Genomic DNA, 20,234 nt, shown 5'->3' with positions numbered 1-20,234 from the left:
TAAGTTTCCCACGATCCCAGACCCATGCAAATACTACCCTTGACAATTTCCCTTTTTCCTTAACTTGTCACCAATGCCCGACAATTCCAAACAGCGAATTGCCTCCCGCCATTGCCACTAATTCGGGAATCCAGTTACCCGCAGCCATCAAAGGTTCAATCCATTCGATGCAGGCTACTTTGGGAAGTCTCTGTTTTGTGGTAATAATAGAGGATGCTTGTGTTTGGGAGGTAATAGCATCAATGCGGGATTGCAAAAGGTCGATCGCACTTTTTCCATTTACGCCCAAAGCATCAGCAACTCGCTGAATATCCGTCCAAATTTCTGCTAGCAGATTCGGCTGCAAAGAAATAATTTCCGGCTTACTATTTACCAGCGTGCTTACTGCTTGTTCAACCTCTGTCAGAGAACAAGCGCAGACTTCACATTGAGCTTGAGTAATAATGTGAGTCGGCTGCAATTTTTCCAAAGTCTCTATTTCTACTTTATACACACTCAGCGCATTTTGCAACAATTCTGTCACGCGGTTGTGAATTTCGCTGCTAGTTCCTTCGGGATTGAATTTAGGCTGAGTGCAAACAGGTAAATTTTGGATTTCTGGGGGATAATCGCATTCGTGGGAACGGCCCACAATTGCATCGGTTAATCCTAAAAGTGCTACAATTTCGGTGGCACTGGGAATTAGAGAGATTATTCTTGGTTGGTTCATTGGTTTTCTGTTTTTTACCGCTTCGGAAGCACAGGCGAGACGCCCGTGCCACAGTAAAAGGGATTGTTAAATTTTTAGTTTTTTTAAGTATTGCAAATCTTGCCATGCGTGAATGAGATTACCTTGCATCAGAGCCGCTACACCGTTTAAAACTCTAATTTCCGGTAGGTTGGAGTTGAGAGCGAGAGCAGGTTTTAAGGCTGTTTGAGCAGCTTTGGGATGCCAGCCGTACAGGTGTACGAAAGCGAGATAGGCGTAAGCGTAAGGGTTTTTTGAGTCGAGTTGAGTAACTTTTTCTAAGACGGCAATCGAACTTTTGACATTCTGCTGCAATACCCGAGAAAATGCCAAAGCATAAGCCAATTCTAGATTATTTGGTTCCTGTTTCAACCGATATTCTAACGCTTGTTCCGCTTGCACGGTATAATCTTGAATTGGATCGTACTGATTGATGCGCCCAATCTGCTCGAACACGGGTTCTAAACCTGGCAATCCTTTGGGTAAATTAACCGCCATCGCCCGCAATTGAGTCACCAAATCTAACTCAGGCTTATCTTTATAATCCTCGTTCCCCCGCTCTGCCTGAGAACGCATATCCAGAGGCTCTGCCTCTATTTTAACACTCACTGTCGGCACATTAATCGGATAAGTTTCACCGGTTTTCCGATTTAGATAAGTAGCTTGCAGATTGTAAGTTCCCGGTGCAATATTAGCAGGAGGAAGCATCGCCGTGCGATCTACAACTCGAAACCCCACAGCAAATTTATCCGCTTCCAGTATCCCCGGATGCAAAGTCGCCTGGCCGATCGCGCGATCGTGTAAAATCCTGAAAGTCTGTCCCGGTGGAATATCGCCCGACTGCTGATTTTGCCACGTTACCAACACTAAACCAGACTGCAACTGCTGCCAAGGCCCAGACCAAGTATAAGTAACCGGTAGCGCGAGTCCGGGAACTGCTTTTGCAGCGACAGTAACTCGATCTAATTGTACTTGCGATCGCGCTTCATTTAACGGCTGTATTTCGACAGGCTGCACTCGCTTGCGATAAAGATTTAAATTAGTATAATCGGGCAAAATCCAAGTTTTATCTAACTCAAATTTATCACCTTTTTCAATTGCCGTTACTGCTGCATTTTGAGCTTGTTTAATACGTTCGCGAATCGAACCTTGGGGGCCGCTTTTAGTTACAAACCAAGAGAGCGATCGCACATCTTGCGGCACGTCTTTTAAATTCGTTCCCACCTGCCGCCCATAAACCTGAAAATTCGCCAAAGCACCGTAAAAATTCAAATTATGCTGGTTAATTTCCGGGGTCGAAGGCAACACGCCTAAAGTAGACTGCAAATAAGGTTCCCTATCAATAATTTCGGCAATTATCTCTCGGTGCGGCCACTCTTTCCCCCAGTAAGGATAGTGAGAATTGCCGGGACTGATAATTTGAACTAAGCTATGTCCAAAAGCCCCTCCCAGCGGCCACATATGCAATAGCATTGCCAGAATTCCCAAGCCAATTGTACCCCAGCGAATTTCTCGTCCCCACCGAGAAGGCCACAGCGTTAAACAGTAGGCTAAGAAAATAGATAAAACTGGCAAATAAGGTATACCATATCGGTCGTCTTTGTTAATATTTAGAGAATTAATTAAATAAGCTCCTACCCAGAAAACAGCCAGCCAGCGACAGGAGTTGAGATAAAAGATGGACGAACTCTCTTGCCGACGACGCCAATAAAGTATCAATCCTACTAAGGGAATAAGTAACAGAGGCCAAGAAATGTGTTCTGGTAAGTGTTTACCGTAGTAAATCCAAGCGTCGATCGTATTGAGGGCCGGATCTCCTTCGGCGATCGCAGAATCCACTGTTGCCCGTTTTCCCCCGGTCAAAATTAACAGCCAATTAGTTTTTGCCCACGGCCCAAACACCGCCACCGACAGCAACAAACTACCTGCTAATTGAGCTAATCTTCCCCAAGCTTTTTGTCGCACAGCACCCACAGCTAACCAGACAATCGGGGTAAATAGAAATAATACGGTAGTGTGTTTAACTAATATTGATAAACCGAGAGAAATTCCAAAGGCGATTGCCCAAAAGAAAGACGACGGGGAGAGGGGGAGAGTGGGGGAGGGGGAGAGAGAGGAACTGGAAGAGGGGAAGAATTTATATTTTTTATTCGTTCGTTCTTTCAACTGATTTCTATCGGTTACATCCTTTACATCCGTTACATCCGTTACAGAATCCGTTGCCGAACTTCTTCCTTCAGAAGCCTTCCACATGGTCAAACAATAGAAAGCCAAAGTAATCGCCGCAGTGAGGGGATAGTCGAGTAAAAATTGCAAGCGGAACCGATAAAGTCCCGGTAACAAAACGCAAATTGCAGCGGCCCACAAACCGACTTGCCTGTTAAATAATTGGACACCAAGACTGTAGACTGAAGCGAGGAGAATTGCACTAAATAATAGATGAACGAGGGTTGCCCGATCGCCCCCAGTACCGAAAACTTGAAGAAACGGCACCGTCAAGATGTATGCCAAGGGCGGAATTTTCGTCGAAAGCAGCCAGAAGTTTGTCCACCACTCCCCGGAAAGCCACTGAGGATGCTGCAACGCCTGCAAGTATTTCAGGGTGCTAGTCAGGTAATCTGCTTGATCCCACGCCGGGACAGATCGATCAAGGGCAAACCAGAGGCGATCGCTAATTGCCCCCAGCAGCCAAATTATGCCTAAGACAAGCAGACTCTTGCCCTCGCTGTCCCGATGTTGCTGTGCCATTGCGATTCTTGGATTTTAGGTTGCAGCTTTTAGCTTACAGGTGGGCGGTTCCGGGTGATCGAAAATTAATTTGAAAAAGTGCTTGCTAAATTCTGTATGTGTCTGCTAAGATAGTAAAGCGCGAAAAAACAAGCCGGGATAGCTCAGTTGGTAGAGCAGTGGACTGAAAATCCACGTGTCACGAGTTCAAGTCTCGTTCCTGGCATCGCAAAGCCCTCACAAAGTTGAGGGTTTTTTTTTAGGAAAAATGCGGGCAATTCAGCTAATCAAGATGTAGGTTTGCCGATGGCGGGGTGAAAGCCCCGCCGGAAACTCAGACAGAGCTGATATTTGACGGACTTGTGCTAAAAAAAGATAGGTCAGATCAATTCCGGTTGCACGAGCCAGATGATTGTTGACTGTTGACGGGCGGGTCGAAAAACTGAATGATGGTTGAGTGTTGAATGTTGACTCGATTTTACGCCCGACGATTAAGTGCGGATTTGATATCAGACAAAAATTACACTTGAGTATAGTTGTCAGATTAATAAGTCCAGTTTTGCTTGGTCTGCAAGCTATAGGTTCCATCTTTCACATTCACCCGCTCAGGAATCAGATCTAAATCTTTAAACATATTTGCCTGGTGCTGTAGGGCCGTGAGCGATTGGTCGTCGATCGGGATAATAGCGCGCTCGGCACTACGTCGCTGTAAAATTTCTACAATGGATGGATCTATTTCATGCTGTTCTGCCAATCGCACAGCAGCTTCTAATTCCTGTTTCTTAGCCCAAGCTCCAGCTTCGTTTACCTCTTCTAAAATCACCTTGAGCAAGTCGGGATAGTCGCGTACCAACTCTGGAATTGCGTAGTAATAGGTCGGAACTTCTAAAGAGGCTTTGTCACCAAAGATACTCTCTAAGTCTGCAATCGAGCGCCCTGGATAAGCACTTCGGACTTGAGTTGTCGTGTAGGGAACCCAAATCACCCAAGCATCCACCTCACCCGCGCGGAATAGGGGCAGCGCCTGTGGCTGGGTCAGATAAATTGGCTCAATGTCACTAAACTCTAATCCCACTTTTGCCAGTGCTCGCACCAGCACATAATGAGCGCTTGAGCCTTTGTCAAAAGCTATCTTTTTACCCTTCAGGTCGGCAACCGTCTGAATTGGCGAATCTTCTGGTACTAGAATCGCTTGACCTTTAGGAGCAGTATATTTTTCTTTAGCCACCCGCACAAACACATGATCTGCTGCTTGAGAGAAGATGCTGGCCGTACCACCGCCGCCGCAGAAATCGATCGTCCCATTGCTTAATGCTTCTATCAGAGCAGAAGCTGATAAGAAGCTTGTCCAAGTAACAATCAGCCCAAATGGTCGCAAACGGCTTTCGAGCAAACCTTGAGCACGCAGGACTTCCAGATTCGTCATACCCTCTGGATAACCGATTTTGAGTTGCTTGAGCCGCCGCGCTTGCTCAGCTAAGGGTGTATTGCCCGAATGAGCAGAACGATTAGAAAACCAGCGATCCAAAACGACACAGAAAAGTATGCCCCCCACAAACAGTCCCACCGTTTCCAGTAACCGGATTGTTGAGTCTTTAGACAATTTGACCTGATTTACCTGACTGATGACTAGAGGGGAGAGTACATTGCCAGAGGCTGGAGTGGCAACAGCATGACTGTCAAAAGCCAGACTCAAGACTAAAACCAAGACCAGGCCGATACAAAACAGACCTACAAACCGATAGGTGGCCGATATACGAGTGGCCGAACTGAGCGACCGTAAGATATTGTGACCTGTGCCTCTAGGCACACGGTCAATCAAACGGCTAATCATAATGACTCCTTTGATAAACACAGGTGATGGACATTCTGGGATGAGTTGAAGCTCCGGGATCAATTCAAAGCACCGCTTGATACGGATAAACTACCAAATTTGCTCACTTGTTACACCCAATATGGGATACTCACATTATCATATCGAGATTATGGTGATTTTTCACGACGGTTGAGAAATCAGTAGTTTCGGCGATGGGATAGGTATTGAGTGAGAGACGGTAATGGATTGGTTAATTGCAACAATTAAGATTGGACTGGCTGTTGCTGTCGCAACAACGTTTGACGACAACATTTATCTGACGGCCTTCTTCAGTGAGGTTAATCGTACTTTTCGTCCTAAACACATTGTGGTGGGTGAGCTTATAGGGTTCACGGCATTAATCACGGTAAGTTTAGTTGGTTTCTTGCTGGGGCTAGCAATTCCGTCAACTTGGACGGGGTTACTGGGGATTTTGCCGATACTGATTGGCTTGAATAATTTACTCAACCTTAACAAGGATGATTCAGCCGAAGATAAGTCAGCTAATCTGAAAAGAAACTCTAAATTTCACGGATTTGATTCTCGGCAGCGATCGCTCTGGGAAATAATTCGCGATCCGCAAACTTATCGCGTTTCTGCGGTCACGATTTCTAATGGTGGTAACAATCTTGGCATCTATATTCCCCTATTTGCTAGTAGCAGTATTCAAAATCTGGCTGTGATCGTACCGATTTGCTATTTTATTGTTTGCTGCTGGCTGTTTATGTCCTATACTCTGACGCATCTACCTGGTATTGCTTTGGTTCTCAGCCGTTATGCGAGCAAGATTTTCCCTTTTGTGCTAATGTGGCTGGGTTTCCGAATTCTGATAGACAGCGAATCCTATCGTCTTTTTCTACCAAACACTTGACAGACAAAGGCGATCGAAGCATGGAAAAAATCCATGACAACAGTACCATTCTATACAATAAAGGAATAAAAAAGACTTTAACATAATAGATGAATACCAAAAAAAGCTAGACCGTAATCCCAAATTAGTGGTCTATCAATTTAATCTCCTTGCCATTCCCTATCTTGCAGTTACTTTTGAGAGAGTAGCGGCGTAGCTTCAATTGTTTGCCGGATTCCTATTGTGACTTCGCAGTTACTATGCAAGCAATCGATCGGGAGCAGTGGACTGAAAATCCACGTGTCACGACTTCAAGTCTCATTTATCGAACTCCATTTGCCTGAAAGTTTAGCTTACGAGATTGATGAATCTGTTCGACCTGAATATTTAAAGCTGTGGAGAAGCGTTCAACTCCGACGAGAATAGTTTTGAGAGTGAATTATTTAACTGTCTTATTTTTGAGTGAGGTACGACGCTAATTCTGGAATTTCACCGCCGCGCTGCCACTCGGCTTCCCCGCGCCGCACTTTGGTTCGGGCTGTGATTTCCTCAATCTCCCATAATTGCAATTTGGATAGTAGTAAGCATTGGGCCACAGTAAAGAAACAATCAGCCAAAAGCTAATGCTTAAGGCAAACCCTCTGGCGCACGATGTAGGATCGGGGAGGAATTTCGGCCAATTATTCATGGTTGGGATAATTTGACGGGATCTCATCAATATCGTCCCATCGCGCCGATCGTTCTGGGCCGTGCGATCGTCCATAAAAATTGCTCGACAGTGCCGGATGTGCCAAGTTGATTGAAACTTTTTAAAATAAACACTCGTACTCGTTATCCTGTTGAAGGGGCCCCGTGCTCTGTGGGCATCCTACAACTGCCTAAAGCGAAGCTATCCCGAACGCGCGTGCGGGCCCGTTGCGGTAGGGAATCGCTCCAGACAATCCCTTATCCCCTACAATAAACAAGCAATTATTATATTTTGAGTTATCCTGTGAGTCCTACTGCCGAAGTCAGCAATACCCTAAATGCGGGCGCTCTACCAACCGTTACCGCTACCGCAGCCCGCCGCGCTGTTTTTCCCTTCACTGCAATTGTTGGCCAGGAGGAGATGAAACTGGCGCTGCTGTTGAATGTCATCGATCCCAAAATTGGCGGGGTGATGATTATGGGCGATCGAGGTACTGGCAAATCTACCACAATCCGCGCCCTCACTGACTTGCTGCCGGAAATTGAGGTGGTGGCTGACGATCCTTTTAACAGTCATCCCACTGATCCAGATTTGATGAGTGATGAGGTGCGCGATCGCACTTTATCTCAAACTGACATTAAAATCGCCCGCAAAAAAGTCCAAATGGTAGACTTGCCTCTGGGCGCTACCGAAGACCGAGTTTGCGGTACGATCGACATCGAGAAAGCTTTGTCGGAAGGTGTTAAAGCTTTTGAACCCGGTCTTTTAGCTAAAGCTAACCGCGGCATTCTGTACGTGGATGAAGTCAATTTGCTCGACGATCATTTAGTCGATGTTTTGCTCGACTCGGCCGCCAGCGGTTGGAATACGGTTGAAAGAGAAGGCATTTCGATCCGCCACCCGGCTAAGTTTATTTTAATCGGTTCCGGAAATCCAGAAGAAGGAGAATTGCGGCCGCAGTTACTCGACAGATTCGGGATGCACGCAGAAATTCGCACTGTAAAAGACCCTAATTTAAGAGTGGAAATTGTCGAACAGCGATCGAGTTTTGACCAAAATCCGCCGGAGTTTCTCGCAAAATATCAGCGCGAACAAGATGAAATGCAGCAGAAGTTGGTGGAAGCCCAGGAAAGGTTGAAATCGGTAACTATCGATCGAGAGTTGCGGGTAAAAATCTCCCAAGTTTGCGCGGAATTGGACGTAGACGGGCTGCGGGGCGATTTGGTGACGAATCGGGCTGCGAAAGCTTTCACGGCTTTGGAATGCCGCACAGAGGTGACTGTGGACGATATTCGCCGGGTGATGACTCTGTGTTTGCGGCACCGGTTGCGGAAAGACCCGCTAGAATCAATAGATTCGGGGTATAAAGTGACTAAAGTGTTCGATCGGGTATTCGGTCTGGAATCAACTGAGGGGTAATTAGTAATTGGTAGTTGGTAATGGGTAATTGGTGGTGATGAAACCTTCCCAAATTTTCATACCTAATTCCCCATTTCCAATTACTAATTCGGGCAATGGAAAAACGAATTTTAGGATTAGATCCTGGCTTAGCAAATCTCGGCTACGGGGCAATTTCCTGTCAAATTGTCCCCGGTAAACAAGATAAAAACAGCGTTTCCATGATTGATTGTGGCGTCATACAAACAACACCCAAACAGGAAATGGGACAGCGCTTGAAAACAATTTACGACGATTTGCACGAGGTAATTGAACAGATTAAACCTGATATAGCAATTGCCGAAAAACTGTTCTTTTACAAGATGGGAAATACCATACTGGTAGCCCAAGCGCGCGGCGTTTTGACGCTAGTATTAGCGCAGTGTGGAGTGCCACTGTTCGAGTTTACGCCGGCTCAAATTAAGCAAGCTTTGACCGGCCGCGGTAATGCGGATAAATCTGAAGTGCAAGAGGCCGTGGCGCGGGAGTTAGAGTTGGCTTATATTCCGAAACCGGACGATGCAGCGGATGCTTTGGCGGTGGCTTTGACTGGTTGGTACGATGATGATATTTGTCCGAAGAAAATACAGTTGGAAACAGGAAAAATTTGATACAATATCAAATCATGGGCAAATTAAGCACAAATCCGGGCAACACATCTTCTCCCGATAAACTTACAGGAAATTGTACAATCTCTACTTCGCGAGAAGGGCGATAAATTTCTACTTTTTCGTCTAGAGGATTAATTAACCAACCCAAGCGTAAACCGCTGTTTAGATACTCCTGCATTTTCTCCTGAAGAGGCCGCAGGGGGTCTGGACGCGATCGCAATTCAATGGCAAAATCAGGACAAATTGGCGGAAATTTCTCTTGTTGTTCTGGTGTTAAAGCAGACCATCTTTCTAAGCTAACCCAAGCCACGTCTGGAGCTCGATAGCCATTATTAGGCAAGCGAAAAAGTGTAGAAGAACTAAACACTCTCCCTAGCTGGGTTTTACGGTTCCACAAGCCCAAATCTGTAATTAAATAGGCTTTTCGATTGCCACTAACTCCGCCTGCGGGTGACATAATAATGATTTCTCCTTTAGGTGTCCGTTCAAATTGCCAATCTCGATTCATCTGGCATAAACGGTAAAACTGTTCATCGGTTAGTTCGACAGTATCTAAGTTTAAAGTAATGATTGTCATTTTTCCTAACTCTTTATAAATATGAGTCCTGCCAACCTATTTTAGCGCCGCATTTGGTCAATTTTAACATCACTCCTCCTAGCTCGGACTTAAGCTTTAATACGAGGGCTTAAGCCCCAGCCAGACTATTGCGAAGTGCAAAATATTATTTGAAAATGTAATTAAGTTCGATCGCCCAATTCCCACCTCCATCAAAAAATGCTATAATAGCAACTTTAATTGCTAAACTTATCCCGCCAACAGAGAACACAGGAAAATAATATGGTGATTATTACCTCACAACAAATTGCCCAATTTCGCTCGCAATTAGCGGAATATCCCGAAGCCCTAAAAGCCCTAGACGCAATCGAAGACTGCGAAGGTAACATCGAAGATGCAGCGATATCTCTAGCAATTCAAGCCGGGCAAGAACCGAATATCTCGGAAAATTGGTTAGACGGATTGGCCAAAAGATGCCGGGTTGCTATCTGCAAATCAGAGGTTAAAGAAGAGTTGAAAAACGGACAATTGAATGCTGCATTTAGAGATTTAGTGGCAGCAAAAATTTGCCCTGATATTTTGGTGACTTCCGTGATTATTTATGTATTTAAAACTGGGGTGAATGAGTTTTGTGAACCTCTCGAATATAAACTGTAAAGCCATCGCTGCATTTAAAAATTAGGTGAAACACAGCTATCCCGAAGGGTAGGGAATCGCCCTCATTTCTCAAAACATGATACAACGAGGCGATGGCAACTCTTCTCTACCCCTTTGCACTACTGTAGCCAGCCGGCCTCAAATCCGGCGACAAACCCAAAGATTTCCCCAGCAAACGAGCAAGTTGCACTAAAAAATTAGCAGTATCTTCGTCACCTTCGCGCGCCATTGAAGCCGATATCTGGATTAGCATTTGCACAAATCCCGCATCAATTAAATCGGAACAGGAACTTAAGACCTCTGGTTCTTGGCCGTTGGGACAGGTAAGCACTCGCTCGATTAAGTTCAAATAAGCCTCTTGACGTTCTGGATTCATTTTGGCAGGAGCTTTACAGTAAATAATTTATTATTACGTTTAACTCACTCCTGTCAATCAGGCGATCGAATAAGCGATCCCCGTTTTAACTCTAGAAACTCCATTCAGTCAGGAATAGACAGAAGCTTAAAGAAAATCTTAAGTTTCTCCATGCTAGTTTAGTCGAGGTAAGTTGTCCCAATGCGCCCCCGAGAATGCAAGCTAAGCTGCGCCAATAATAACCCTAAGATTCAAGGGAATTAAGAATATACAAAATGAAAATAGGAATATTTTTAGGAAATCTAGGAAACCCCGCCATCTACTATCCCAAACTTGCCCCAATTACCGGCGGAGTCGCGGCGAGTATTTTTCTTTGCCAATTATTGCAATGGCAATCACAACAGTCCAACTCCGGCGAATGGGTGAAAACTAACAACAGCGAAATTGAAAAAGCTACTGGTTTAAATCGCGAAGAACAAGAACTCGCGAGACGCCTGCTAAAAGTGCGATCGCTCCTGAAAGAAAAATTAACAAATCCCAACACGGACACCCTAGAACTCTGGGCGGACATTGACGCTTTCGAGGAAAAACTAAATAACTTTTGGTCACCGAATCCGCCAGATATTATAACACCGATAAGTTGCGAAAACAACAATCACCCTGTAGAAATTTTCCGCGAAACATCACACCCAAATCATGTAGTTAAAACCGACAAATATTTCGGGCAACCCCGCCAACAAATAGCTGTGGCTGTCACCCCTAATTACCGATTTAGCGGCCCTTGGAATTCCCAAGAAGAACTTCACAACTTTCAACGATCCTTAGAAGCCTATGCTCAAGAGCGCAACTTAGGATTTGGCAATCCTTCTGGATGGGCATTTAAAATTATTGACAGCATGACAAAAGGCTTAACCTCGACTTTTTGGGATGAATTTATCGCCGGAATTCCTTTAGGAGAAAGTCAGAAAGTTAAGCGAGATTGGGAAATCGAACCAGAAGTGCCTTATCCTGCTTTTGAAGAGGAGCGAATTCAGTATTACGTGCACAAAGGCGAACCGCTGGAAGCCGCAGTCTCTAAAGCCCGTGCTGATTTGAGAAACCCGGTTTTGGGCAAAGATTTGTGGGAGGGATTTTTGCGAAAGTGCGATCGCCTTGCCGATGATGCACTCAAAGCAAAACAGCAGGGCGTTGACACACCATATCTGCCATCTTCCTTCAACGAAAAACCGCAAATCACCAAGGATAGTGTAATGCGGAAGTTAGGGGCGATCGCGCCGCAATTAGCCCTCAATCAATCCACATCTGAAACAATTGCTGAACCGCCAAAACTCGAACAAAAAGAGCTGCCAACAGTCGCCGAAACCCCCAGTATTTCCTCTTTGCAAAAAGCTTACCAAACTCCTCTGGGTCGAAGTATAGTCGAAAAACAAATCGCTGCCAACCCAGAATGGGGGTACGAAATAGTTGACGGTGAAATAGTCGAATCAATCCCTTTTTAATGAGGCTGATATGAAACGAGTTAGCGAGATTAATCCGCTGGGAGAAGAGCGACCAAATCCTTCTGAGGAAGAGAGGGAAAAACTGCGGCGGGAAAGGTTGCAGCGAGAAAGAGATGAAGGATATCAAAAGTTAGTTGAACTCTGCAATTTAGGCGAATATGACATGGCCCAGCAGTTGGCAAATCGACATTTTAATTGGGGTTATGAAATAGTTGATGGAATTGTGGGGGAAAGGATAAATTAGGTTCGTGGACTACCGCAATGTCTATGTTATAATTATAAATAAAAATTCAATAACTATTAAAATATGACGACAACTATTAATGCCAAAAACCTAACATTAGCAGAAGTACACCGTCTATTCAACTTTCAAAAGCAGTACACGAACTCATTTACCTCTCTGTTATCCCTTGAAGATATAACAGAACACGAACAGCAGGAACTTATACAAACTAGGGATGATTTCGATGACTACATTTCAACTGATCGAGTTTCTGAAGGACTGGTAAAAGCTCTGACTACCTTTCCCCTAATGCGATTGGCTGGCTTCTACCGCCGCCCGATTAAAATTAGTTTAGAACAAGACATCGCCGAAATTAGCATTGAAGATGAAGATACAATCATTAAAGGACGATTTGATATCTTGGCTGTCAACAAAATAAAACCCATCAGAAGCGATACATATTTTTGGGTTTTGGTGATTGAAAGTAAAAATTCTGGAATTAACGCATTGATGGGTTTATCCCAATTGCTAACCTATGCTTATCAAAATTCAAAATATCAAGACACAATCTGGGGTTTGACAACCAACGGAATGCACTATCAGTTCGTCAATATTCAGGGGGGCCACAACCCAACCTATCAGCTAATGCCTTTGCTAAACCTGATGGAGCCAGAATCGTCAGTTTTGTTGCTGCAAGTTTTAAAAGCTATTTGCAAACTATAAAAAAAGAGGCAGGGAGCATTCCCCGCCTCCAATCTGCAATGACTGTTAACCTAAAAGTTAGATTAGCCAGCCAATACTTTTTAGTAGCCTCTGGTGTTAGGCTTGTGGACGATGAAGCTGAGCACTTGGCATTGCTTCACGTTGTCAAAACCCATGACGCGGATGTAGCAGCTAGGATTTTCTTGACGGCAAGCTTGAACTTCAGCCATGATTTCTTGGACGCTGCGAGCACCAAACAAAGGCAACTTCCACAAAGTCCAGTAGCGCATTTCAGCAGCAGAGGTTTCGTTGAATTCTACGCCGGGAATGTAGCCTTGATCCAAGATGTATTGGAGTTGCTTGGCAATTTGCGCGTCTGTCAGCGGGGGCAAATAGGACAGAGTTTCGTAACGACGCTCTTTAGGTAAAGTCTTCATTTTTTGTATCTCTAAGGTGTGTGTTCGATCGCACTTGTCGATCGATTAACTCGACAAATTATCCAGATTCGGTTCAGAATCTATTGATGTTTCAGGATTACTGCTAGAAACAGACCAATTAAGTTGCGTAGTTCGCTCTAAATGCTGGCGTCTGTGTTCCATATTCGCCTGCTGAATGCCAGTACAAACCATTTCTGGCAAAAATTCCGTCACATCGTGAGCCAGATACTCTCGCACAGTCATGATCCGAAAGCCTAAATCTTGATTTTCCAAAAGCAACTCTTGAATATAAGCTTCTCCATCTTGGATCTTGCCCTTAGTGGAAAAGTCATTCAACCAGATTGCCAGAGGAGGATTGGTTTCGCTCAACTGAGCGACCACCATCCGCACGGATTGATAGGTTAGGTAACTTGCCAGCACCTTAGCGGTGTCTTTCGCAACTTGTTTGAGATCCATTTTGACCCCAGCCCCCTCAAATTTTAGATTTTGGATTTTAGATTTTGGATGCAAACTTACTTGTAAATCTTCTTCAAAGATAAAGACTCCACAGCAAGTTTGCTACCTAAAACCTAAAATCTCAAACCAAAAATTCTTAAAGGGTATCCATTGCCTCAAACTCAAACTTGATTTCTTTCCAGAGTTCGCAAGCAACAGCGAGTTCAGGAGACCATTTGCAAGCTTCGCGAATTACGTCGCCGCCTTCGCGCATCAAGTTGCGGCCTTCGTTACGAGCTTGGACGCAAGCTTCCAAAGCAACGCGGTTAGCAGTTGCACCAGGTGCATTACCCCAAGGGTGGCCCAAGGTGCCGCCGCCGAACTGTAAGCAGGAGTCGTCGCCGAAGATTTCAACCAAGGCTGGCATGTGCCAGATGTGGATACCACCGGATGCAACTGGCATGACACCAGGCATGGAGGCCCAATCTTGGGTGAAGTAAATACCGCGGCTGCGGTCTTCTTCGATGTGGTCTTCGCGCATCAAGTCTACGAAGCCCATCGTGATGCCTTTTTCGCCTTCGAGTTTACCCACAACTGTACCGGAGTGCAGGTGGTCGCCGCCGGACATCCGCAAGCACTTGGCAAGCACGCGGAAGTGGATACCGTGGTTTTTCTGACGGTCGATAACTGCGTGCATGGCGCGGTGAATGTGCAGCAAAATACCGTTGCGGCGGCACCATTTAGCCAAGGTGGTGTTTGCAGTGAAACCACCGGTCAGGTAGTCGTGCATGATGATGGGGGTTTTGATTTCCTTAGCGAACTCAGCCCGCTCCATCATTTCTTCGCAGGTAGGGGCAGTTACGTTGAGGTAGTGACCCTTGACTTCGCCGGTTTCTGCTTGGGCTTTTTCAATAGCTTCTTGAACGAACAAGAAACGATCGCGCCAACGCATGAACGGTTGCGAGTTGATGTTTTCGTCGTCTTTGGTGAAGTCCAAACCGCCGCGCAGAACTTCGTAAACGGCACGGCCGTAGTTCTTAGCAGACAGACCCAATTTGGGCTTAATTGTACAACCCAGCAAAGGACGGCCGTACTTGTTCAACTTGTCCCGCTCAACGGTAATACCGTGAGGAGGGCCTTGGAAGGTTTTCAGGTAAGCAATGGGAATCCGCAAGTCTTCCAACCGCAGAGCACGCAGAGCTTTGAAACCGAACACGTTACCCACCAAAGAGGTCAGCAAGTTGGTGACTGAACCTTCTTCAAACAAATCCAAAGGATAGGCAATGAAGCAGATGTATTGGTTGTCTTCACCAGGAACTGGCTCGATGTCATAGCAGCGACCTTTGTAGCGGTCGAGGTCGGTCAGGAGGTCAGTCCAAACAGTCGTCCATGTACCTGTAGAAGATTCAGCAGCCACAGCAGCTCCAGCTTCTTCTGGGGGAACTCCCGGCTGCGGTGTGACGCGGAAGGCAGCCAAAATATCTGTATCTTTCGGCGTGTAGTCCGGCGTGTAATACGTTAGTTTATAGTCTTGAACTCCGGCTTTATACCCAGCCTTTGATTGAGTTTGGGTTTGCGCGTAAGCCATATCTCGCTTCCTAGTATTCGCTTAATTTTTTTGCCCGATCGCAGGCTGTTAAAAATATATCAACAAAGTGTCACTCTCCAATTTTAATATTCTTTTAATCATCATAAGTATTGTTTATTTTGCTTTACATTCCGAAAATATTTGTAACATATCTTATGAAATTCCCGTGGCGAAGGATGCAGGAGGAAAGGCTGGGGATCGCAGAGTGGGGGGGAATTTTGGGCGATCGAAATATATTGTGCAGCGAGCCGAACAGCGGATCAATACGGTTTATGTAAAGAATTTAATACTTAAAAATCAGAATTGGTAATCGGTAATCGGCAAGGGGGAAGTAGTTAGAAATACCTAAAGTTATGGTTGGGAGTTAAGATCGATCGCCCGATCTCAACTGTTATTCAGTATGTAGCAATCCAAAATCCAAAATCTCAAATCTCAAATCCCGTTAATCGGAGACCACCAACTCAAAAATCGACAGCATACCACATAATATGGACAGGGCTTGTGCAGCAAGAGCAAGCTCGTGTCTCAAACCAAATCCGTCGTTACAGCAATTTAACCTCGCTGAAAACCTGGTTTCTGCCTTAACTGCGCGTAAGTCTAGTATGGATATTTAGTCCCATTTTTACTCTGGTTGTGCCTCACCCCCCTTCAAAAGCCGTTCACTGCATCAATCCAGATTGCCCAAGGCCCTACCCTCAGACTTGGGGCAACAATTTTTGTCATAGTTGCGGGGCTCCCCTGCGGCTAAAAAATCGCTACGTGCCTCTACAAAGCCTGGGTTCCGGGGGTTTTGCAGCCATTTTCACAGTTTGGGACACAGAAACTGAAACCGAGCGCGTCCTGAAAGTGTTACTCGAAACTGCCCCGAAAGCGCTGAAACTGTTCGAGCAAGAAGCTTGGGTTTTGGCACTTTTGCGGCACCCTGGTGTCCCTAGAGTCGAGCCTGATGGTTATTTTCACGTTCAAACGCAAAATTTTGCAGGCGGGGAGGGAAATCCTGCGGCGAAGCGGCTGCCTTGTTTGGTAATGGAAAAGATTCACGGCAAAACTTTAGAAGAGGTTCTCGACGAGCACCCTCAAGGATGTCCGCAGGAATGGGTGTTTAGTTGGCTGAGTCAAGCTGTGGAAATTTTAGAGGAGTTGCACAGGTGTCAGATTATTCACCGCGACATTAAACCCTCAAATTTGATGCTGCGAGACCCGGAATCGCCCCAAGTTTTGCTAAGCAAGGGTTTGGGCGGACTGCAATTGGTGACGATCGACTTTGGGGGAGTTAAACAGATGGGCGGTGTCGAATCCGGCGGGAAAGATTCTCGGAGTTCGACGCGGTTGATTTCGCCCGGGTACAGTCCGCCGGAACAAATTGTGGGCGGCGGTGTCGTGCCGGCGACGGATTTTTATGCGCTGGGGCGGACTTGTATTCATTTGCTGACGGGGAAGTATCCGGCGGAAATTGAAGATCCGATGACGGGTGAGTTGCGGTGGCGCCACATTGTATCTGTGAGTCCGCCTTTGGCGAATTTGTTGGACGATATGGTGCGATCGAACGTGCGGGAACGTCCGGCGACGGCTGGGGATGTTCGGGCGCGTTTGCAGGAGATTTATGCTAGGAGTAAGGGCAAAATCGCGATCGCCCCTGCGGGTCAAGCTATTTTAGAATTCTGCCGGCAAGTAGTGGTGGCGGGGGCGCAAAAAACTGTCAGCCTGACTGGTGTTGTGTTCGGCGCGATCGCCCAAATCGTGGTAGCTTCTCTGGATACGGGCTGGGAAATGGTACTCGGTGGCGTTGGTGGAACTGCGGGGGCGATCGGCGGTTTGGTTTTGGGCTATGCTTCGCCTATAGGCCCGGAAATTGCCAGTTTTCTGAATCAAGGTTTGCAGCAATTAATTCCTAACATCACTTTCGCTGTGGGGCCGGAAGTGCTGCTGTTTGGGTTTGCCGGGTTCGGAACTGCGATCGGTTTGACGGATGCGGGGAGTTTTCGCCAGCAAAAACAGTATTGGCTGTCTGGATTGATGGGAGCTCAGGGCTATTTGTTGGCGGGTTTGTGCTGGATGGAAGCAACAGCTTCTAGTGGTGTGCAGGGGGTTATTTTGGGAGCTTTTGCGATCGCCTCTCTGACTGTGGGAATGGGTTTGCGGAGCCATCAATTAGTTCACGCTTTGGTAGTCGCTGTTTTTTCTACGGGAATGTTTCTGTTGCTGAATGCTTGGAACATTTTTCCGGGGAGTTTCTTTGGGATTTTGTCACTGTCTAACGTTACCTTCGGCTGGCTGCAAGTTTGGGGCTCTATTGTGTTTTTTGGTTTGTTGGGAAGTGCGATCGGGCTTTGTTTGGGAGTTAGTCATTATTTGGTTGTGCCTTTGTTAAGGTGGTTGGGCTGGAAGTAGGAATTAACACCAAATTACTATGTTAGTCGAGTTGTTATCAATGAAGTCTGTCTCAAGATTTTCAAGGGTTGGTGCTCTGGCGATCGCCCTTGTCCTCAGCAGTCCCAATCTCGCCAAAGCCGAATCGCGAGAACAAGCCGTCGATCGATTGACCGATTTCTTATTTTACAGGGTTAATCCTCAGTTAAACAATCGCAAACTCCATGCGGGCGATCGCGAATATAGCAATCAATGGCGGAGATTGCGCGAAGCGATCGATCCACGAGTCAAGTCGGTACAAGAAGTCTGTTTTAGGCCAGCCCCAGAAGAGACAGGATGGGAATTCACGACAATTAACGGCGAAACCTACGAGCAAACCTACGATTTACTTGCAGATACAATTTTTTATAGCCGCCATCCTCAACGAACCGGACAGCAAATTCCCAAAAGCGATCGGATCGGCATTAGTGAATGGTCAGCAATTAGACGCGAAATGTTTATTTCTAATTGTGGACTGTGAGATTCGATCGCCTTACAGCGCAGCATTGATCGAAGATAACTCCTAGAGTAGAGGTCATCTCTACACAACTCTGTAAAAAGAAAGGTTTTTAACCGATGAGTATGAAAAGTTGGATAGGCGATCGCACTCTTATTACAACCAGAATTATTGCACCATTGATGGGACTAATCGCCATTGGATCTACAAGTTTTGCAGGTGCTGCCCCACAGCAACAAATTCCCCGCATAAATAGTGCGAAAGTCGATACAGGAAGTCAAAAAAATTACATCAATAATTCCGACAAAAATTCAACAATTGTTGCTTTAAGTGAAAAGGTTCAAGTCAGCCTTGAAAATTCTGTAAATTCCACTCAAAAAATACCTCTTCAACAAGGTATGCCATACAAAGAGGCGCGCCAAATCCTGATCCAACAAGGGTGGCAGCCCAGCTTACAGGGTCAACCTAACCTCAGAGATCGTTCGGTTAAAGAGCTATTTGATTTAGGATATAAAGAGATTAAGGATTGTTCAGGTACAGGAGAGGGGCCTTGTCGTTTTGAGTTTATCAATCAACAAGGAGAACTGCTAGTTATAGTCGCTACAACAAGAGGTTCTGAAAATACAAAACGTTTTGTGAGGAATTGGTGGATTGAGAAAAAGACAGATAGTAATCAACAAAAATCGTCATTAAACATAATTGAAGAAGGTCATTATTGGTTGGGAGGTACGGATCAGGGTTTAGAGGTCAAGGGAAAACTATATCGATATTATGACGAGTCTAATATCGAGCGACCGTGGCAACCTCTCTCTGAGTTACAATATATCAAAAAAGGCGTTGTGTTTGATGGTAAAAATTATTGGTGTTTATCTACGCTCGCACCTAAAACCGGAGGAGTTTCTTGTTCTAAAAATGGATGGCAATAGAAGATTTATTACCAGCTATATCTGGGATATTGATAATTTTTATTGGGTTTAATCTTGCTAACTAAATCACTTTCACTTAAGTCAAAATCGAAGTTTTTAGGGGTGTGTGCATTAGCTATAGCCCTTGTACTCGCTGGTTCCAATCTAGACAGTGCTACAGCGCGCGATTATGAATCACGAACTCAAGCTGTGGATAGGTTTACGGATTGGTTTTTTTATAGAGTGAATCCTCAATTAGGAGGTCGCAAATTGCGATATGACGATTCTGCTGCCTACATCCGCGAATGGAATGCTATTCGTAGTACAGTCGATCGAGAAATGATTACTACACAAGGAGATTGCGTCGGTGATGCTTTCTGGGACTTCGATTATCGTTCTCATGGGCGATCGCTCGATCGCATTGCAGATACAATTTGGGAGCTCCGCGATCCATCGGGTGACAAAACTCGTGCAGATGTTTCTAAACAAGAATGGCAGAATCTTCGCAATTCAATAATTAGAGAGCATTTTTGCTATTAATTTGCCATATTTGTCAATCCAATTTAAAGAATAAATAACAACAGCGCTCTCAGTTACAAATATTGTTAAAATATAGAAGATGCACCCTGAATCGTATATAATTTAGTCGAAAGACAACGAAAACATTCTCTAGCAAAACAAAAGGATAAAAAAATGGGCAGAGTCACCGCAACAATAACCGTCACCAACGAAGTAGACAAGATGCTAGCAGAAAGAGGGTTCATCCCCGCAGAGCAAATACGCTGTATCACCATCGATAACGTCTTAGTTGATACAGGCGCAACTCGACTCTGCTTACCAGCAGATATTATCGCTCAGTTAGGTTTAACTTTAGTTGGTGAAATCCAAGGAAATACTGCAATAGGATCTAGACAATTTCGTCTGTTCAAAAATGTAGGTCTTGCCGTAGCTGGACGAGAAGGCAGGTATGATTGTGTAGAAATTCCCGCAGGAGAAGAACCTTTACTCGGCTTAAGTCCCCTCCAAGATTTGGGTTTAGAAGCGGATTTGAAAAATCAGCGGTTGATTGTTTTGCCAGCAGAGGGAAGCCAAAGTTATATTCGGGTATAAAATCCC

General features: G+C 45.4%; 21 protein-coding genes, 1 tRNA gene and 1 pseudogene. 14 read left to right on the top strand and 9 right to left on the bottom strand.

The window, feature by feature from the left end:
* Nucleotides 1–76: 76 nt before the first annotated feature.
* Together QUA03_RS17685 and QUA03_RS17680 are read right to left on the bottom strand one after the other, a co-directional pair.
* Nucleotides 77–709, bottom strand: a pseudogene (locus QUA03_RS17685) (ABC transporter substrate-binding protein); the annotation flags it as partial.
* 66 nt (nt 710–775) lie between these two features.
* Nucleotides 776–3,475 carry a phospholipid carrier-dependent glycosyltransferase gene (locus tag QUA03_RS17680; RefSeq protein ID WP_333213539.1) on the bottom strand — a complete coding sequence of 900 codons (2,700 nt, stop codon included), beginning with the start codon at nt 3,473–3,475 and terminating at the stop codon, nt 776–778.
* Between the two features lie 132 nt (nt 3,476–3,607).
* Here QUA03_RS17680 and QUA03_RS17675 point away from each other — a divergent pair.
* Nucleotides 3,608–3,680, top strand: a tRNA-Phe gene (locus QUA03_RS17675).
* A gap of 318 nt (nt 3,681–3,998) precedes the next feature.
* Here the strand turns inward: QUA03_RS17675 and QUA03_RS17670 are convergent.
* The gene (locus QUA03_RS17670) at nt 3,999–5,162 is read right to left on the bottom strand and encodes an aliphatic sulfonate ABC transporter substrate-binding protein (RefSeq protein WP_333213538.1); all 1,164 of its coding nucleotides are present in this window, start codon (nt 5,160–5,162) and stop codon (nt 3,999–4,001) included.
* A gap of 349 nt (nt 5,163–5,511) precedes the next feature.
* On the opposite strand from QUA03_RS17670, the gene QUA03_RS17665 reads away from it, so the two are divergent.
* Nucleotides 5,512–6,180, top strand: a complete 669-nt coding sequence (locus tag QUA03_RS17665) for a cadmium resistance transporter (RefSeq protein WP_333213537.1) — start codon at nt 5,512–5,514, stop codon at nt 6,178–6,180.
* Between the two features lie 454 nt (nt 6,181–6,634).
* On the opposite strand, the gene QUA03_RS17660 is transcribed toward QUA03_RS17665, so the two are convergent.
* A complete protein-coding gene (locus QUA03_RS17660) occupies nt 6,635–6,922 on the bottom strand; it encodes a hypothetical protein (protein WP_333213536.1) in 288 nt (95 codons plus the stop codon).
* A 228-nt stretch (nt 6,923–7,150) separates the two neighbouring features.
* Here QUA03_RS17660 and bchI point away from each other — a divergent pair, with 228 nt between their 5' ends.
* Together bchI and ruvC are read left to right on the top strand one after the other, a co-directional pair.
* The gene (gene bchI / locus QUA03_RS17655; protein WP_333213535.1) at nt 7,151–8,266 is read left to right on the top strand and encodes a magnesium chelatase ATPase subunit I; all 1,116 of its coding nucleotides are present in this window, start codon (nt 7,151–7,153) and stop codon (nt 8,264–8,266) included.
* Between the two features lie 95 nt (nt 8,267–8,361).
* Entirely contained in the window at nt 8,362–8,895 is a 534-nt protein-coding gene (ruvC, locus tag QUA03_RS17650) for a crossover junction endodeoxyribonuclease RuvC (RefSeq protein ID WP_333213534.1), read from the top strand.
* 7 nt (nt 8,896–8,902) lie between these two features.
* Here ruvC and QUA03_RS17645 read toward each other — a convergent pair whose 3' ends face one another.
* On the bottom strand, nt 8,903–9,472 hold the full coding sequence (locus QUA03_RS17645; RefSeq protein WP_333213533.1) for a Uma2 family endonuclease: 570 nt from the start codon (nt 9,470–9,472) through the stop codon (nt 8,903–8,905).
* A gap of 261 nt (nt 9,473–9,733) precedes the next feature.
* Here QUA03_RS17645 and QUA03_RS17640 point away from each other — a divergent pair, with 261 nt between their 5' ends.
* A complete protein-coding gene (locus QUA03_RS17640; protein WP_333213532.1) occupies nt 9,734–10,108 on the top strand; it encodes a hypothetical protein in 375 nt (124 codons plus the stop codon).
* A 106-nt stretch (nt 10,109–10,214) separates the two neighbouring features.
* Here the strand turns inward: QUA03_RS17640 and QUA03_RS17635 are convergent, their stop codons facing one another.
* Entirely contained in the window at nt 10,215–10,484 is a 270-nt protein-coding gene (locus tag QUA03_RS17635) for a hypothetical protein (RefSeq protein ID WP_190660572.1), read from the bottom strand.
* A gap of 254 nt (nt 10,485–10,738) precedes the next feature.
* Here QUA03_RS17635 and QUA03_RS17630 point away from each other — a divergent pair, with 254 nt between their 5' ends.
* The 3 genes from QUA03_RS17630 to QUA03_RS17620 all read left to right on the top strand — a co-directional run bounded on the left by QUA03_RS17630 (nt 10,739) and on the right by QUA03_RS17620 (nt 12,908).
* Nucleotides 10,739–11,962, top strand: coding sequence for a hypothetical protein (locus QUA03_RS17630; protein ID WP_333213531.1), 1,224 nt, complete (start codon nt 10,739–10,741; stop codon nt 11,960–11,962).
* A gap of 10 nt (nt 11,963–11,972) precedes the next feature.
* Complete coding sequence (locus QUA03_RS17625) at nt 11,973–12,206, top strand: hypothetical protein (protein WP_333213530.1); 234 nt, start codon at nt 11,973–11,975, stop codon at nt 12,204–12,206.
* A 63-nt stretch (nt 12,207–12,269) separates the two neighbouring features.
* Nucleotides 12,270–12,908 carry a restriction endonuclease subunit R gene (locus tag QUA03_RS17620; protein WP_333213529.1) on the top strand — a complete coding sequence of 213 codons (639 nt, stop codon included), beginning with the start codon at nt 12,270–12,272 and terminating at the stop codon, nt 12,906–12,908.
* 80 nt (nt 12,909–12,988) lie between these two features.
* Here QUA03_RS17620 and QUA03_RS17615 read toward each other — a convergent pair whose 3' ends face one another.
* The 3 genes from QUA03_RS17615 to QUA03_RS17605 all read right to left on the bottom strand — a co-directional run bounded on the left by QUA03_RS17615 (nt 12,989) and on the right by QUA03_RS17605 (nt 15,347).
* On the bottom strand, nt 12,989–13,324 hold the full coding sequence (locus QUA03_RS17615; RefSeq protein WP_190745620.1) for a ribulose bisphosphate carboxylase small subunit: 336 nt from the start codon (nt 13,322–13,324) through the stop codon (nt 12,989–12,991).
* Between the two features lie 45 nt (nt 13,325–13,369).
* The gene (gene rcbX, locus QUA03_RS17610) at nt 13,370–13,780 is read right to left on the bottom strand and encodes a RuBisCO chaperone RbcX (RefSeq protein ID WP_333054738.1); all 411 of its coding nucleotides are present in this window, start codon (nt 13,778–13,780) and stop codon (nt 13,370–13,372) included.
* Between the two features lie 136 nt (nt 13,781–13,916).
* Complete coding sequence (locus QUA03_RS17605; protein ID WP_333045238.1) at nt 13,917–15,347, bottom strand: form I ribulose bisphosphate carboxylase large subunit; 1,431 nt, start codon at nt 15,345–15,347, stop codon at nt 13,917–13,919.
* 67 nt (nt 15,348–15,414) lie between these two features.
* Here QUA03_RS17605 and QUA03_RS17600 point away from each other — a divergent pair, with 67 nt between their 5' ends.
* The 6 genes from QUA03_RS17600 (at nt 15,415) to QUA03_RS17575 (ending at nt 20,228) form a co-directional block, all read left to right on the top strand.
* Entirely contained in the window at nt 15,415–15,657 is a 243-nt protein-coding gene (locus tag QUA03_RS17600) for a hypothetical protein (protein WP_333213528.1), read from the top strand.
* Nucleotides 15,658–15,980: 323 nt separating this feature from the next.
* Nucleotides 15,981–17,738, top strand: coding sequence for a serine/threonine-protein kinase (locus tag QUA03_RS17595; protein WP_333213527.1), 1,758 nt, complete (start codon nt 15,981–15,983; stop codon nt 17,736–17,738).
* 19 nt (nt 17,739–17,757) lie between these two features.
* Nucleotides 17,758–18,237 (top strand): hypothetical protein, encoded by a 480-nt coding sequence (locus QUA03_RS17590; RefSeq protein ID WP_333213526.1) that lies wholly within the window; start codon nt 17,758–17,760, stop codon nt 18,235–18,237.
* Between the two features lie 95 nt (nt 18,238–18,332).
* Nucleotides 18,333–19,139: a hypothetical protein gene (locus tag QUA03_RS17585; RefSeq protein ID WP_333213525.1), complete on the top strand. Its 807-nt coding sequence runs from the start codon at nt 18,333–18,335 to the stop codon at nt 19,137–19,139.
* Between the two features lie 249 nt (nt 19,140–19,388).
* Nucleotides 19,389–19,658, top strand: coding sequence for a hypothetical protein (locus QUA03_RS17580; protein ID WP_333213524.1), 270 nt, complete (start codon nt 19,389–19,391; stop codon nt 19,656–19,658).
* 153 nt (nt 19,659–19,811) lie between these two features.
* Nucleotides 19,812–20,228: a retroviral-like aspartic protease family protein gene (locus QUA03_RS17575; protein ID WP_333213523.1), complete on the top strand. Its 417-nt coding sequence runs from the start codon at nt 19,812–19,814 to the stop codon at nt 20,226–20,228.
* Nucleotides 20,229–20,234: the final 6 nt, after the last annotated feature.

It is taken from the genome of Microcoleus sp. S36b_A4 (assembly GCF_036700645.1).
Lineage (GTDB): Bacteria > Cyanobacteriota > Cyanobacteriia > Cyanobacteriales > Microcoleaceae > Microcoleus.
This window is presented reverse-complemented; position numbering and strand designations above follow the sequence as displayed.